Here is a 14,854-nt window from a genome sequence, read left to right on the forward strand (position 1 = left end):
CATTTCCTTTGCGTTCGACGCGAGAATTCCCACCGCAAAGACTAGGAAGTTCGAGCCAGAAACTGTTTGCAAATACAGCCTCGAAACGCGCCTTACGGGGGAGAATCTTCTCCATGGATGCAATCGACCGGAAGATTCTTGCCGAGCTGCAGAAAGATGGCCGCCTCACCATCACCGAGCTCGCCGACCGCGTGCGGTTGAGCATCTCGCCCTGCCACCGGCGCCTGCGCGCGTTGGAACGCGACGGAGCGATCAGCGGCTACCACGCACAGCTCGACGCGAATGCCCTCGGCCTCACCTTCGAATCCCTCGTGTTCGTCACGATGCACACCGTGGAACGCGGCACCCTCGACGCATTCGAGACGGCCGTAGCCACGATCCCCAACGTGATTCAGGCGCAACGCTTGTTCGGCGACCCGGACTATCTCCTGCGAGTCCTCACCCGCGACCTGTCGGCCTACCAGGCGCTCTACGACGAACAGCTCTCCGCGTTGCCCGGCGTCCAACGCCTCAGTTCGACGCTCGTCATGAAACGTGTCGTGGAGAATCGCCCCCTGCCGCTGTGAGCCGGCTCGCCACCGACCGGTGGAGGACCCGATACGACACGGACATCGCCAGCCGATACTCTTCGCGCCATGCGACTGCTCGAGAAATCGAAACGAGTGATCGAAGCCCAACTGAACAACTCCACGATCCGCGCTCTGTCGGGCTCGATGGTGGCGTACGAAGGGCAGATCACCTTCAAATCCGCGGGGTTCGGCGGCGGCGACGGCGTGCTCGCGGGTCTGCGCCAGCGCGCGGCCGGCGAAGGCCTGTCGCTCATGGAGTGCACGGGCACCGGCGTGGTGTACCTCGCGCACCAAGCGCAGAACACCACGGTGCTCGAGCTGAACAACGAGACGTTGCAGGTCGAGTCCGAACAGCTGCTTGCACTGAACGGGAACCTCAGCACCAACGTCACGTTCGCCGGGGTGCGCGGTGGAATGAGCGGGCAGGGCCTGTTCACGACCACGGTGTCGGGATCCGGTCAGGTGGCACTGCTCTCGTCGGGTGGCCCGCTCATCCATCTCGAGGTGTCGCCGCAATACCCGCTCGTCGTCGACCCCGATGCATTCGTGTGCGCGAAAGGAATGCTGACGCAATCCTTCGTGACCGATGTGTCGTGGCGGTCGGCGATCGGCCAGGGCAGCGGCGAAGCCTTCTCCCTCAGGTGGGACGGCAACGGCGTCGTGTCCATTCAGCCGGCGGAACGGTAGGGGACAGACCATGGCGTTCACGAAGATCAACAGCAAGGTCGTGCGGGTCGACCTCATGCAGTCGGGTCCCATCATCGCGCGGCGCGGCGCGATGCTCTTCTATACCGGCGACGTGCAGTTCGCTCCGCACGGCGCTCCGGGCGGGGTCGGCGGAGGCCCCGGACTCGGCGGCCTTGCCGGGATGGCCGGCCGGATGATGCAGGGCGAGCACGAGGCGACGATGATCGCCCAGGGCAAGGGCACCGTGCACTACGGCTTCAAGGGCCTCGAGACGCACATCGTCGACATGGCGGCCGGAGGGGAACTCCGAGTGGAGGCATCGCGGTTGCTCGCTCATACCGCCGGTCTGCAGAGCACAGTGGTCTCGGCGAACGCATCCCCGTCCGGAGGAGGTGGCGGAGGGCTGATGGGAGCGTTGCGTGGCGCCGCGACCGGCGTCGTCACCGGCCAGGGCATGTTCACCACCCAGTTGTCCGGTTACGGTGCGGCAGTGCTGCTCGCCCACGGTGGGGTCCTCGAGTTGCAGGTGGGTGGGCCGGCGCCTGTGGTCGTCGACCCGCAGGCATTCGTCGCCTCCTACGGTCCGGTGCGCACCGAATTGAAATCCTCGACGAGCTGGCGCAACGTCGGCCGGACCGGGGGCGAGTCGATGCAACTCGAATGCACCGGCCAGGGCATCGTCTACGTGCAGGCATCGGAGGAGAAGTTGTGAGCACCATTCTGAATCCGTCGCACCTGGTGGGCAGCGACAACGTTCCCGGTAACAATTACGCGTTCAGCATCGACCTGCAGTCACCCTGGTTCCTGTCGAAGGGGGCGATGATCGCGTACTACGGGCAAGTGCAGTTCAACGCGCTCACGCACGATCTGAGCGGGCAGATCCTGCAGATGGTGGCGCGGCAGTTCTCGGCGCCGATGTATCTCGGCGACTACGTCGTGGCGAACGGCCACGGGAAGCTGATCCTCGGCGACCGCGGATACGACATCAATTCGTACGATCTCGACAACGGCAACCTCACGATCCGGCAGGCAAACCTGCTCGCATTCGAGCCGGGGTTGTCGTTGAACCAGTCGATCGTGCCCGGGTTCCTCACTCTGATCGGCACTGGCAAGTTCCTGGCGTCGTCGAACGGGCCGGTGATGTTCGCCGAGCCGCCGCTACGCGTGGATCCGGAGGCGCTGGTCGGCTGGGCCGACTGCCCCTCGCCCAGCCACCACTACGACGAATCGTGGATCACGAGTCACCTGGCGGCCGGTGCACGGCGATTCGGGGTGCAGTCGGGGGAGGAGCGTCAGTTCGATTTCACCGGCGCGGGCACGGTGCTGATCCAGTCGAGCGAGAAGGTCATCCACGATTCGTCGATCGTGCGCACCATCGAGGGGCACCTTCCCGGATTGTCGTCGAGTGGATTGCAACGAATCAACCAGGTGGTGTCACAGCAGATGCAGCAGCAACAGGGGTAACACGCCCTGGGTCGATCCTGGGTCTATCACGGATCAGCCGTTCCAGTTTTGTGACTACGATCACACACTAGGGTAGCCTAACTAGATGTAAGGTTTGGGCAACCTAAGTAAGCATCCGGTTACAGGAATGGTGGCTCATGATCGTCTGCAGTTGCCACGCACTCACGCATCATCACATCGAAGCCGAGGTCGCAGCCGGTGCGCGCTGCACCCGCGAGGTGAGTGCAGCCTGCCGAGCAGGCACCGATTGCGGCAACTGCGTCCGCAACATCTCGGCGATCATCCGGCACGCCCGCGCTCAGAGTGAGACCATCGAACTCGAGACCGCCGTGTAGCCAGCCCCTACCCGGCGGTGAAACCCGATGGTTCACCCGGGAGGTGCCATGAAGGGCGACAAGAAGGTAATCGAACTACTCAACGAGCAGCTCACTGCCGAGCTCACAGCGATCAACCAGTATTTTCTTCACTCGAAGATGCAGGAAGATCGCGGATGGACGAAACTCGCCTCGCACACGCGCGCCGAATCGTTCGACGAGATGCGGCACGCCGAAAAGCTCACCGACCGGATCCTGTATCTCGACGGACTCCCCAACTATCAGCGGCTCGGGTCGCTGCGACTGGGCCAGACCGTGAAAGAGATGCTCGAATCGGATCTGGTCGTCGAGGTCGAGGCACGTGATCGGCTCCGCAAGGGATCCGAGTACATGCGTTCGGTCAGCGACATCACGTCGGCGAACATCTTCGAGGCGATCCTCGCCGACGAAGAAGAACACATCGACTATCTGGAAACCCAGCTCGACCTGCTGGAGCAGCTCGGTGAGCCGCTCTATCTGGCCAAGCACGTGACGCCGGAGGAATGACGGCGTAGCGCACGAACAACACGTGAGGGCGATCCCGACGGGGTCGCCCTCACGTGTGTCTGCGATGAGTTTCGTCCGATCCGACGGTCGGTACCTGGTGGATGGCACGGCACCCGCCTTGCCCTGTCCGTAAGGAGTCCCGATGACCGCACCCTCTCTCGGCAGCATGCTCCTGTCGAGCACCGACCCCGAGCGCCTGCGCGACTGGTACGTGAACGCATTCTCGGTGAAGGCCGAGCGCACACCAGGCGAACCCGCATACGACGTCCTGGATTTCGACGGCTTCTACGTCATGCTCGACCGTCGCGCCGATATCGGCGCACTCAATCCCGAGCCCGGACGTCTGATCATCAACCTCGAGGTCACCGGTGCGCACGACATCGTTGCTCGACTCGACGATCTCGGCACGAAGTGGCATTCGCCGCTCGAGGATCGCGACGGTAGCCTGTTCGCGACCGCGATCGATCCCGACGGCAACTACGTACAACTCGTCGAACTCAGCAACGAAGCAAAGGCAGCGATGAGCTGAGGTTGCCTCGCGTCGGACTGTTGGGGATGGCACCCTGGAATACATGACCGAACGCAAGCGTCCGGACGTGAGTTTCGAGACGTGGATCGAACGACAGATCCGCGTCGCGCAGGAACGCGGCGACTTCGACAACCTTCCCGGCGCCGGCAAACCCATCCCGAACCACGGCAGCGACGAAATGTGGTGGCTCAAGTCCTATCTCGAGCGTGAAGGTCTATCGGGAGAAGCACTGTTGCCGCCGGAGCTGCAGTTGCGCAAGGAGATCGAGCGACTACCCGAATCGGTGCGGACGATACCGACGGAAAAGGACGTGCGACAGGTCGTCGCCGATCTGAACCGCCGTGTCGCCGCGTGTCTGCTCTCCCCGGAACGTCTCCCCGTTCCACTGCACAAGGTCGACGTCGACGAGGTCCTCGACGCCTGGAGGGCCGAGAGGCAGCGACGCCGCGCACAAGCCGAGGAAGCCTTGGCGGCGACACCGGCGATCAAGCCCGATAGCCCACGGCGTCGGTTCCGATGGCGCCGGATCCGATAGCCGTCCGCCGGTCGGGCCGCGTCGTGGAGCGCCCGCACATCAGTCTGCGCCTTCCCCCGGCATGAGATAGCCCAACCCCGTCAGAAGGTCCAGGGTTGCACGCGCGTGCCGTGAGAATGCCGCTCGTGCCCCGTCGGCGTCACCTGCGAGGATGCTGGCGAGCAATGGGTCGTGGGCACGTTCGACGAATTCGACTCGCGCTCGGAATCGATTCAAGCCCAAGAGCGTCCGCGTCAGATCCGCCTGGATTCGGCCTTCCTCGTCGAGGATCCTGCGTGAGCCGGACACCTCGGCGATGAACAGATACACGCGGCTGTCGCAAAAGCGGAACTCTGGAGTGCCCACTCGTTCGTTCTGGGTTGCCGCCACCAGTTCGGTCAGTTCTCGCATCTGCGTCTGCGTGATCTGTGTCGCCGCACGGGCACATGCTTCGCCCGTTATCGCCTCCCGCCACACGGTGAAGTCGGTGAACTCCTCGAGCGTGGGGAAGCCGTCCCGGTTCCCGATGATTCGTTCGACGACATCTTCGGCGACGAATGTGCCTGCGTACCGGCCCCTGCGGGTCGTCAGGAGCCCGTGATCCCGCAGCACCTTCAGTCCGCTTCGTACGGTCATGGGGGCGACGCGAAACAGTGTCGCCAGTTCGGTTTCGGGGGGGAGGCGGTCGCCGGCTCGCAGAATCCCCGATCCCATCAAGTCGCCCAGTTGCCTCACCACGGCTTCGCTCGCTCCACTGGCCGTCACCGGCGTACACAGACGATCCCACTCCCGAGTTGTCACTCATGAACTCTATCATCTAGCGTTCATACTTCACTAATCGTGATCGGAGTGCATCCATGACAATTCTTGTAGCAGTACCCAGACGTTCGACCGTTCGATCCAGTACTGACGCTCGGGTCGCCCTCGCCGAATTCCTCTTCGACGAGGTGCTGACAGTGATGCGGGAAGTGGGCCTGGAACCGGTGGTCCTGGATCGATGCCCTGACGAATCGACGGGCTTCGCGGCAGTGGTCCTGCCAGGAGGAGGGGACATCGATCCCGACCGATACGGCGGCAGGCACGTGCCACATCTCTACGATGTGAACCCTGAACAGGACGAGTTGGACTTCGCCTTCGCGTCATACGCAGTGATGTCGGGGCTCCCAGTACTCGGCATCTGTCGAGGGTTCCAGATCCTCAACGTCCTCCACGGAGGGACTCTGGTCGAACATCTCGAACCGACAGGCGTCGAGCACTACGACTCGGCCGCCCTCGCCACGTCGGTGATCACGGCACGACTTTCCTGGCACAACGTGCGGGTCGCGGAAGGCACCCGACTCTTCCAGGAGTCCGGCCACGGTGATCCCGTCGTCGCATCCGGCCACCACCAAGGAATCGCGACACTCGGTTCCGGACTGATCGCCAGCGCTCACGCCCCGGATGGACTCATCGAGGCCTTCGAAGACCCCTCGGGCCGCGTGCTGGGGGTGCAGTGGCATCCGGAACTCACGGCCGAAGGACCAACGCGACCAGCACCGTTCCTTGCGCTCGCACGAGCGGTCGAGAGCACGGCCGACCGGGTCGGATAGGAGACAGCGGTGCCCGGGACCTTGTGGCCCCGGGCACCGCTGCATAGTCCCGGCCATCAAGCCAGGGGCGCTCCTGTTGCTGCACGGACCTGCTCTTCGGTCACACCCGGCGCGCACTCGACCAGCTTCAGACCATCGTCGGTGACGTCCACGACGGCGAGATTCGTGACGATGCGCTGCACCACACCCTCACCCGTGAGCGGAAGCGAGCACTTCTCGACGAGCTTCGGATTACCCTGCTTGTCGGTGTGCTCCATCAGCACGATGACCTTGCGAGCGCCGTGGACCAGATCCATCGCACCGCCCATGCCCTTGACCATCTTCCCCGGCACCATCCAGTTCGCCAGATCACCGGTGGCCGAGACCTCCATCCCACCGAGCACGGCAGTGTCGATGTGGCCGCCCCGGATCATGCCGAAGCTCAACGACGAATCGAAGAACGCGGCACCGGGATTGACCGTCACGGTCTCCTTGCCCGCATTGATCAGATCCGGGTCGATCTCGTCCTCGGTCGGATACCGCCCGGTACCCAGGATCCCGTTCTCCGAATGCAGAGTCACCCGCACACCCTCGGGCAGATAATTCGGAATCAACGTCGGCAGGCCGATGCCGAGGTTGACGTACTCACCCGGCGACAGTTCCTGCGCCGCACGCGCAGCCATCTCGGTACGCGACCAGCCCACGGCCTCGGTGGTCTCCACGCTGGTGCTCATGCTCACGCTCCCTTCGCAGCGCTGACGGTGCGCTTCTCGATCTGCTTGTCCTGCACACCCGTATGAACGATCCGGTCGACGAACACCCCCGGCAGATGCACCTGACCCGGATCGATCTCACCCGCCTCCACGAGCTCCTCGACCTGCACGATGCACACCTTGCCCGCCATCGCCGCCAGCGGATTGAAGTTCATCGCAGCCCTGTTGAACACGAGATTGCCCTCGGTATCACCGCGCAGGGCGTGCACGAGCGAATAATCGGCGTTGATCGACTCCTCGAGCACGTACCGCTTCCCGCGGAACTCCCGGATCTCCTTCGCGGGCGACGCGATCTCGACCGACCCATCGGCGGCATACCGCCACGGCAGACCCCCCTCGGAGATCGGCGTGCCGACACCGGCCGGGGTGAAGAACGCCGGAATCCCGGCACCACCGGCACGGAGCTTCTCGGCCAGGGTGCCCTGCGGTGTCAGCTCGACCTCGAGCTCACCCGAGAGATACTGACGTGCGAACTCCTTGTTCTCACCGACGTACGACGCGGTGACACGACGGATCCGCTTCTCACCGAGCAGGATCCCCAAACCGTGCCCGTCGACACCGCAGTTGTTGGAGAACACCTCGAAGTCGGTGGCATCGCCCGCAGCGATCGCCTTGATCAACTCGTCGGGGATGCCGCACAGACCGAAGCCGCCGACTGCGAGCAGGGCACCCGAAGGGATGTCCGCTACGGCCGCCTCGGGTGTCTCGAATACCTTGGATGCCAAGTCCAATACCCCTCCGCCACGTGGGCCGCATCTCGGAAGCGCCGATGCGTCCGCTGGATGAACACGTCTGAATACTTCAGTACTAATTAATAGGGTGTGTGCTCACATTTCAAGGGCGAGGCAGGGCGTTCCGATCGATTGGTCGCTCAACGAACACACACATCGCATGTGTCCACCCAGTGGACGTATCGTGAAGACCATGGCGTCGGGTGCACACGGACAAATGGTCGGCAGAGTTGCCGTGCTCTTACGGGCAGTCGCCGCGCATGAGCCCGACGGGGTCTCCACGTCCGACCTCGCGCGCGAGACCGAACTGGCCCGGCCCACCGTTCACCGAATCCTGGCCACCCTCACCGACGAAGGACTGATAGACCGGCATCGCGACAACGGCAGATGGACCTTGGGACCGGAGCTGTACCTTCTCGGCTCGCTCGCGGCCGCTCGGTACGACATCACCGGGCTCGCCGGGAACATCCTGCGTGACCTTGCTCGCGACACCGGCGAAAGTGCGTTTCTGTCGGCTCGGCGCGGCGACGAGACCGTGTGCCTGGCCGTCGAGGAAGGCAGTTTTCCGCTGCGCTCGCACGTGCTGCACGTCGGGATCCGGTTTCCGCTGGGGGTGGCGTCGGCAGGACTCGCAATCCTGGCGCATCTACCCGATCGCGATGTGGAGGAGTACCTGTCGAGAACCGATCTGGCTGCGGATTGGGGACCCGACCACGCGAGGGGCGACATCGAGGAACGTGTCGCCGCTACCCGCCTGGCCGGATACTCCGTCAATCCGGCTCTCATCGTCGAAGGCAGCTGGGGCATGGGTGCCGCCGTGTTCGATCAGCGAGAAGCCCCGGTGTGGGTGCTGAGCATCACCGGAGTGGAGAGCCGCTTCCGCGAAGACCGACGGCCCGAGCTGGGAAGCGCGCTCCTGAATCACGCCCATCGGCTCACCCAACTCCTCCAGCGCAGGCCGCAACGAGGATCCTGATCGGATCACACCCGCGCCGGTCGCTTCGAGCTGATACCGGGAACGCGGCACCTCGCGAACTTCGATGCCCCGGATGCATTCACCGGGGCCATCCGTCGATTCGCCCGCGAGTTGCCCGCTTCCCCACGCTGTGCGCCCGGTCAGGGATTGCTCTGCGCCGCTCGCTGCACGAGACGTTCGGCGTGTTTGAGCACAGGACCGTCGACCATCTTGCCCTCGAAATCGAAGACCCCGCGTTCGTTCTCGGCCGCGGCGAGGACCCGTCGCGCCCAGTCGGCTTCCTCCGGCGTCGGAGCGAACGCACGGCGGATCACTTCGATCTGGCCTGGATGGATCGCGACCTTGATGTCGAACCCGACTGCGACGGTGTCGAGGGTTTCCTCGTACAGCCCATCGGTGTCCTTGATGTCGAGGTACACCGAGTCCAGTGCCCAGCACGCATGGCCTTTCGCCGCGAGCAGCGACACCGACCGCGCGTGCTGCGCGACGGCCCGGTAGGTGCCGTCGGCTCGGCGGCTCGAGTTGCCCCCGAGTCCCGCGACGAGGTCCTCGGCGCCCCACATGACGCCGATCGTGTTGTCTGCCTTCGCGATCTCTTCGACCGCGAGCACACCGAGCGGCGACTCTATCAGTGCGACCACCTCGAGCAGCGCGAGCGAGCGCACTTCGTCGGCGCTTTCGCATTTCGGGAGCATCACACGCGTGTAGGACGTGCGACGTAGCGCTTCGAGGTCGAGCTCGTGATCGGCGGTGCCCACCGGGTTGACCCGCACGACCGTCCGTTCCGGATCGAGTGGCGTCGCGACGAGCGCGTCGCGTGCTGCCTGCTTGTCGCCGGCCGACACCGCGTCTTCGAGGTCGATGATGACGACGTCGGACCGGTCTGCGGCCTTGGCGTAGCGTTCGGGCCGATCAGCAGGTACGAACAACCATGCGGGACCGGGCAATTGCCATGTCATGAGGTCGGCCTCTTCTGTACGAGTGTCTTGCGGACCGCGATGCCGACGACGTCGCCGTGCTGATTTCGACCGGTGTGTTCGAGCGTGACGATGCCTTCGCCGGGACGGCTCTTCGACTCACGCTTGTCGAGGATCTTCGTCTCGACGTAGAGGGTGTCGCCGTGGAACAACGGCTTCGGGAACGACACTTCGGAGAATCCGAGATTCGCGACGATCGTGCCCTGCGTGAGCTGCGCGACGGACAGACCGATCATCGTGGACAGCGTGAACATCGAGTTCACCAGCCGCTCACCGAAGCTCGTCCCTGCCGCGTACGCGGCGTCGAGGTGCAGGGCCTGCGTGTTCATCGTCTGTGTCGTGAACAACGTGTTGTCGGCCTCGGTTATGGTGCGGCCGGGCCGGTGCTCGTAGATCGCGCCGAGTTCGTATTCTTCGAACCATAGACCACGCTGCGTAATTCGCTTTTCGTTATCGCTCACAGTCCCAGCCCCCGTGCGACGAGCATGAGTTGCACCTCGGTGGTGCCCTCACCGATTTCCAGGATCTTGCTGTCGCGGTAGTGCCGCGCGACAGCGTATTCGTTCATGAACCCGTAGCCACCGTGGATCTGCGTTGCGTCTCGCGCGTTGTCCATAGCCGCCTCGGAGGCAACGAGTTTCGCGATCGACGCCTGCTTCTTGAACGGCTTTCCGGCGAGCATGGCTGCCGCGGCATCGTAGTAGGCGGTACGGGCAGTATGAGCCCGCGCTTCCATCCGCGCGATCTTGAATGCGATGGCCTGGTTGTTGCCGATCGCGGTGCCGAACGCTTCGCGCTCCTTGGCGTACTTGATCGATTCGTCGACGCAGCCCTGTGCAGCGCCGACCGACAGCGCTGCGATCGCGATGCGGCCCTCGTCGAGGATGCGCAGGAAGTTCGCGTATCCGCGGCCGCGTTGCCCGAGAAGATTCGCTTCGGGGACACGCACGTCCGCGAAGGTCAACGGGTGGGTGTCGGAGGCGTTCCAGCCGACCTTGTTGTAGGCGGGCTCGGCGGTGAAGCCGGGCGTGTCGGCAGGTACGAGGATCGTCGAGATCTCCTTCTTGCCGTTCTCGTCGACGCCTGTGACCGCGGTGACCGTCACGAGCGAGGTGATGTCGGTGCCCGAGTTGGTGATGAACTGCTTGTTACCGTTGATCACCCACTGCCCGTCCTCGAGCTTCGCGGTGGTCTTGGTGCCGCCCGCGTCGCTGCCTGCGCCGGGCTCGGTCAGACCGAAGGCCGCGAGGTTTCGGCCACTCGTGAGCTGCGGCAGCCATTCCTGCTTCTGCTCCTCGGTGCCGAAGCGGAAGATCGGCATTGCACCGAGGGAGACGCCTGCCTCGAGGGTGATGGCAACCGACTGATCGACCTTGCCGAGCTCCTCGAGCGCGAGGCACAGGGCGAAATAGTCGCCGCCCATTCCGCCGTACTCCTCCGGGAACGGCAGGCCGAACAGGCCCATCTCCGCCATTTTCCGCACCACGTCGTACGGGAACGAATGCTCGGCGTCGTGTTTGGCGGCAACAGGTGCGACGACGGTGCGCGCGAAGTCGGCGACCGACTTCCTCAGCTGTTCGTATTCGTCGGGGAGCTGACCGGTGGCCAGGTACGTCGGTGACTCGCTCATGCCTCTTCCTTCGTGTCTGCGGGCGGTGTGATGCGTGCGAGAATCTGATCGACCTTGACCTGTTCGCCTGCGGCAGCGAACAGCTCGACAACACCGTCGATCGGGGCGGTCAGTGCGTGCTCCATCTTCATGGCTTCGACGATCGCGATCGTCTGACCCGCGGTGACCTCGACACCTGTCTCGACAGGGACGGCGATGACGGCACCCGGCATCGGGCTGGTGATGTCGGCGTCGCCGGTGTGGGCGTCGTCTCCCCGCACGCTGGCCTCTCGGACCTCACGGACCGCGACGGCACCGCGATCGTCGGCGAGCCAGATCGCGTCGTCGACCTCCGCGACCCGGAACACGTGGCGGCGACCGTTGAGCACGACAGCAAGAACCGAGCCGTCGAGAAATGCGGACAGCGAGTATTCGCTGCCGTCTTCAACATTCGCGGTGCCTGCAGACGGGGTTCCGGTGAGTCGCACGTGCGCGGTGCGGTCACCGGACGCGAGCCGGTAACTGGTGGGCAGGTGCATGCCCATGCGCCATCCGTCGGGAACGTCCCACGGGTCGGAGGTGTCGTCGGGCCAGTGCTGCAGCCAGCGGAGCACCGCCGCGGCGACGAGCGCGGCATCGGAAGTCTCCGGCGCCGTGTAGTCGCCGAGACGGCGGTCGAGCAGGCCGGTGTCGAGTGCACCGGCCACCACCTCGGGATCGGCGAGCAGGAACCGCGCGAAGTCGATGTTGGTGACCACACCGAGCACCGCCGTGTCGGCGAGCGCGCGGTCGAGGCGTCGTAGCGCCCCGGCGCGGTCGTCGGCGTGTGCGATGACCTTGGCGAGCATCGGGTCGTAGTCGCTGCCGACGACGGTGCCCGGCTGCAGGCCGGAATCGACGCGGATGCCGGTGCCGCTCGCTTCGATCACATCAGCGACGGTGCCGCCGGTGGGCAGGAACCCGCGACCGGGATCCTCCGCGTAGACACGGGCTTCGATGGCGTGCCCCGTGAGTGTGATGTCGTCCTGCGTGAAACCGAGGGGTTCGCCCGCGGCGATGCGCACCTGCCATTCGACGAGGTCGAGGCCCGTGACCATCTCGGTGACGGGATGCTCGACCTGCAGCCGGGTGTTCATCTCCATGAAGAAGAACTCGTCGGGTTTCTCGGCCGAGACGATGAACTCCACGGTGCCCGCGCCGGTGTAGTCGACGCTGCGCGCGGTGTTGCAGGCTGCTTCACCGATGCGCGCGCGGGTGGCCTCGTCGAGCAGCGGCGACGGCGCTTCCTCGATTACCTTCTGGTGGCGACGCTGCAGGCTGCATTCGCGTTCGCCGAGGTGGACGACGTTGCCGTGCGAGTCGGCGAGGATCTGCACCTCGATGTGGCGCGGGCGCAGGACGAATCGTTCGAGGAAGAGTGTGTTGTCGCCGAACGACGATGCAGCCTCGCGCCGCGCTGAAGCCAGGGCGTCGGGGAGGTCGGCGGGGTCGTGCACCAGCCGCATGCCCTTACCGCCACCGCCTGCCGACGGCTTGACCAGCACCGGATAGCCGACTTCGGCGGCGCCGGCGATCAAGTCCTCGTCGGTCAGGCCCGGTCGCGAGATACCCGGGACGACAGGGACTCCGAACTCCGAGACCGCGGCCTTCGCGGTGATTTTGTCGCCCATGGTCTCGATCGCGTGTGCCGACGGCCCGAGGAAGGCGATACCTGCCGTGGAGCACGCGGAAGCGAAAGCCGAGTTCTCCGACAAGAATCCGTAGCCGGGGTGGATGGCCTGCGCACCGGTTTCGACTGCCGCGGCGATGACCTTGTCGATCACCAGATAGCTCTCACGGGCCGCCGCGGGCCCGAGGAGTACAGCGGTGTCGGCTTCGCGCACGTGCCTGGCGTCGCGGTCGGCCTCACTGAACACGGCGACGGAGCGGATGCCCATCGACCGCAGCGTGCGAATGACGCGGACGGCGATCTCTCCGCGGTTGGCTACCAGTACTGTATCGATGCGTTTCGTGTCACTCATCTCGCTCACATCCGGAAGACGCCGTAGGAGACCGGCTCGAGCGGCGCGTTCGCGCACGTCGAGAGTGCCAGTCCGAGAACTTTTCTGGTGTCGGCGGGGTCGATGATGCCGTCGTCCCACAACCGAGCGGTGGAATAGTAGGGATTGCCCTGGTCTTCGTACTGCTCGCGGATCGGGTCCTTGAACGCTTCTTCGTCGTCGGCCGACCACGGCTTGCCCGACGCGTCGAGCTGGTCGGAGCGCACGGTCGCGAGAACGGATGCGGCCTGCTCGCCGCCCATCACCGAGATGCGGGCATTGGGCCACATCCACAGGAAGCGAGGCGAATACGCGCGCCCGCACATCGAGTAGTTGCCCGCTCCGTAGGATCCGCCGATGACGACCGTGAGCTTGGGGACGCGGGCGCATGCGACGGCGGTGACCATCTTCGCGCCGTGCTTGGCGATACCTGCGGCCTCGTAGTCGCGGCCGACCATGAACCCCGAGATGTTCTGCAAGAACAGCAGCGGGACGGAGCGCTTGTCGCACAACTCGATGAAATGTGCGCCCTTGAGCGCAGATTCACCGAAGAGCACACCGTTGTTGGCGATGATGCCGACGGGGTGGCCGTGGATGCGCGCGAATCCGGTGACCAGGGTCTTGCCGTATTCGGCCTTGAACTCGTGGAACGAGGAGCCGTCGACCACGCGGGAGATGACCTCGCGCACGTCGTACGGGGTGCGCGAATCGGTGGGGACCACGTCGTAGAGTTCGGCCGGGTCGGCGTCGGGTTCGGCAGTCGGTGCGACGTCCCACGGGCGCGGGGTGCGCGGTCCGAGCGTGGAAACGATGTTGCGCACGATCCGCAGTGCGTCGCGGTCGTCCTCGGCGAGGTGGTCGGTGACACCGGACACCTTCGAATGCAGGTCGCCGCCACCGAGTTCCTCGGCTGTGACGACCTCGCCGGTCGCGGCCTTCACCAGCGGTGGGCCGCCCAGGAAGATGGTGCCCTGATTGCGGACGATCACGGCCTCGTCGCTCATCGCGGGCACGTAGGCGCCGCCCGCGGTACACGAACCGAGGACGGCGGCGATCTGCGGGATCCCCTGCGCGCTCATCGTCGCCTGGTTGTAGAAGATGCGGCCGAAATGCTCGCGGTCGGGGAAGACCTCGTCCTGCCTGGGCAGGAACGCGCCACCGGAGTCGACGAGATAGATACAGGGCAGGTTGTTCTGCAGCGCCACTTCCTGCGCGCGCAGGTGCTTCTTGACGGTGATCGGGTAGTAGGTGCCGCCCTTGACGGTGGCGTCGTTCGCGACGATCACGCACTCACGACCGGCGACGCGGCCGATGCCGGTGATGACCCCTGCGCCGGGGCACTCGTCGTCGTACATGCCGTTCGCGGCGAGCGGGGACAGCTCGAGGAACGGGCTTCCGGTGTCGAGAAGCTCGTCGACGCGGTCGCGGGGGAGCAGTTTTCCTCGCGCGACGTGGCGTTCGCGGGATTTTTCACTTCCCCCGAGGGATGCGACAGCAAGCTTGCCCCGGAGGCCTGCGACCAACTGTTCATGCTGGTCACGGCTGGTTTTGGAGATCG

The 14,854-nt window shown here is 64.9% G+C and carries 18 protein-coding genes; 10 read left to right on the top strand and 8 right to left on the bottom strand.

The window, feature by feature from the left end; translation table 11 throughout:
- Window positions 1-113 precede the first annotated feature (113 nt).
- The 8 genes from ACSYG9_RS09390 (at window position 114) to ACSYG9_RS09425 (ending at window position 4,644) form a co-directional block, all read left to right on the top strand.
- On the top strand, window positions 114-566 hold the full coding sequence (locus ACSYG9_RS09390) for an Lrp/AsnC ligand binding domain-containing protein (RefSeq protein ID WP_440126905.1): 453 nt from the start codon (window positions 114-116) through the stop codon (window positions 564-566).
- Between the two features lie 69 nt (window positions 567-635).
- The gene (locus ACSYG9_RS09395; protein ID WP_440126906.1) at window positions 636-1,256 is read left to right on the top strand and encodes an AIM24 family protein; all 621 of its coding nucleotides are present in this window, start codon (window positions 636-638) and stop codon (window positions 1,254-1,256) included.
- A gap of 10 nt (window positions 1,257-1,266) precedes the next feature.
- Complete coding sequence (locus ACSYG9_RS09400) at window positions 1,267-1,968, top strand: AIM24 family protein (RefSeq protein ID WP_440126907.1); 702 nt, start codon at window positions 1,267-1,269, stop codon at window positions 1,966-1,968.
- Window positions 1,965-2,720, top strand: a complete 756-nt coding sequence (locus ACSYG9_RS09405; protein WP_440126908.1) for an AIM24 family protein — start codon at window positions 1,965-1,967, stop codon at window positions 2,718-2,720. The genes ACSYG9_RS09400 and ACSYG9_RS09405 overlap by 4 nt, the downstream gene beginning before the upstream one ends.
- 137 nt (window positions 2,721-2,857) lie before the next feature.
- Window positions 2,858-3,055: a (2Fe-2S)-binding protein gene (locus ACSYG9_RS09410; RefSeq protein WP_440126909.1), complete on the top strand. Its 198-nt coding sequence runs from the start codon at window positions 2,858-2,860 to the stop codon at window positions 3,053-3,055.
- A gap of 48 nt (window positions 3,056-3,103) precedes the next feature.
- Complete coding sequence (gene bfr / locus ACSYG9_RS09415; protein ID WP_169689376.1) at window positions 3,104-3,580, top strand: bacterioferritin; 477 nt, start codon at window positions 3,104-3,106, stop codon at window positions 3,578-3,580.
- 142 nt (window positions 3,581-3,722) lie between these two features.
- The gene (locus tag ACSYG9_RS09420) at window positions 3,723-4,109 is read left to right on the top strand and encodes a VOC family protein (protein ID WP_454842215.1); all 387 of its coding nucleotides are present in this window, start codon (window positions 3,723-3,725) and stop codon (window positions 4,107-4,109) included.
- A gap of 43 nt (window positions 4,110-4,152) precedes the next feature.
- Window positions 4,153-4,644, top strand: a complete 492-nt coding sequence (locus ACSYG9_RS09425) for a DnaJ family domain-containing protein (protein ID WP_454842217.1) — start codon at window positions 4,153-4,155, stop codon at window positions 4,642-4,644.
- Between the two features lie 39 nt (window positions 4,645-4,683).
- Here ACSYG9_RS09425 and ACSYG9_RS09430 read toward each other — a convergent pair whose 3' ends face one another.
- Entirely contained in the window at window positions 4,684-5,424 is a 741-nt protein-coding gene (locus ACSYG9_RS09430) for an FCD domain-containing protein (protein ID WP_440126912.1), read from the bottom strand.
- A gap of 56 nt (window positions 5,425-5,480) precedes the next feature.
- Here ACSYG9_RS09430 and ACSYG9_RS09435 point away from each other — a divergent pair, with 56 nt between their 5' ends.
- The gene (locus ACSYG9_RS09435; RefSeq protein WP_454842219.1) at window positions 5,481-6,212 is read left to right on the top strand and encodes a gamma-glutamyl-gamma-aminobutyrate hydrolase family protein; all 732 of its coding nucleotides are present in this window, start codon (window positions 5,481-5,483) and stop codon (window positions 6,210-6,212) included.
- Window positions 6,213-6,268: 56 nt separating this feature from the next.
- On the opposite strand, the gene ACSYG9_RS09440 is transcribed toward ACSYG9_RS09435, so the two are convergent.
- Window positions 6,269-6,925, bottom strand: a complete 657-nt coding sequence (locus ACSYG9_RS09440; protein WP_454842221.1) for a CoA transferase subunit B — start codon at window positions 6,923-6,925, stop codon at window positions 6,269-6,271.
- 2 nt (window positions 6,926-6,927) lie between these two features.
- Complete coding sequence (locus tag ACSYG9_RS09445; RefSeq protein ID WP_454842925.1) at window positions 6,928-7,689, bottom strand: CoA transferase subunit A; 762 nt, start codon at window positions 7,687-7,689, stop codon at window positions 6,928-6,930.
- 199 nt (window positions 7,690-7,888) lie between these two features.
- Here ACSYG9_RS09445 and ACSYG9_RS09450 point away from each other — a divergent pair, with 199 nt between their 5' ends.
- Complete coding sequence (locus tag ACSYG9_RS09450) at window positions 7,889-8,671, top strand: IclR family transcriptional regulator domain-containing protein (RefSeq protein WP_440126915.1); 783 nt, start codon at window positions 7,889-7,891, stop codon at window positions 8,669-8,671.
- Between the two features lie 140 nt (window positions 8,672-8,811).
- On the opposite strand, the gene ACSYG9_RS09455 is transcribed toward ACSYG9_RS09450, so the two are convergent.
- From ACSYG9_RS09455 to ACSYG9_RS09475, 5 genes are read right to left on the bottom strand one after another with little or no spacing between them, the layout of a single operon-like run.
- Window positions 8,812-9,630 (bottom strand): aldolase/citrate lyase family protein, encoded by an 819-nt coding sequence (locus ACSYG9_RS09455; protein ID WP_440126916.1) that lies wholly within the window; start codon window positions 9,628-9,630, stop codon window positions 8,812-8,814.
- A complete protein-coding gene (locus tag ACSYG9_RS09460; RefSeq protein WP_440126917.1) occupies window positions 9,627-10,109 on the bottom strand; it encodes a MaoC/PaaZ C-terminal domain-containing protein in 483 nt (160 codons plus the stop codon). The genes ACSYG9_RS09455 and ACSYG9_RS09460 overlap by 4 nt, the downstream gene beginning before the upstream one ends.
- The gene (locus ACSYG9_RS09465) at window positions 10,106-11,278 is read right to left on the bottom strand and encodes an acyl-CoA dehydrogenase family protein (protein ID WP_454842223.1); all 1,173 of its coding nucleotides are present in this window, start codon (window positions 11,276-11,278) and stop codon (window positions 10,106-10,108) included. Before ACSYG9_RS09465 ends, ACSYG9_RS09460 begins: the two co-directional genes overlap by 4 nt.
- On the bottom strand, window positions 11,275-13,278 hold the full coding sequence (locus tag ACSYG9_RS09470) for an acetyl/propionyl/methylcrotonyl-CoA carboxylase subunit alpha (RefSeq protein WP_454842225.1): 2,004 nt from the start codon (window positions 13,276-13,278) through the stop codon (window positions 11,275-11,277). Before ACSYG9_RS09470 ends, ACSYG9_RS09465 begins: the two co-directional genes overlap by 4 nt.
- 5 nt (window positions 13,279-13,283) lie before the next feature.
- Window positions 13,284-14,852 (bottom strand): carboxyl transferase domain-containing protein, encoded by a 1,569-nt coding sequence (locus ACSYG9_RS09475; protein WP_454842926.1) that lies wholly within the window; start codon window positions 14,850-14,852, stop codon window positions 13,284-13,286.
- Window positions 14,853-14,854: the final 2 nt, after the last annotated feature.

The organism is Rhodococcus sp. SJ-2, from assembly GCF_053750035.1.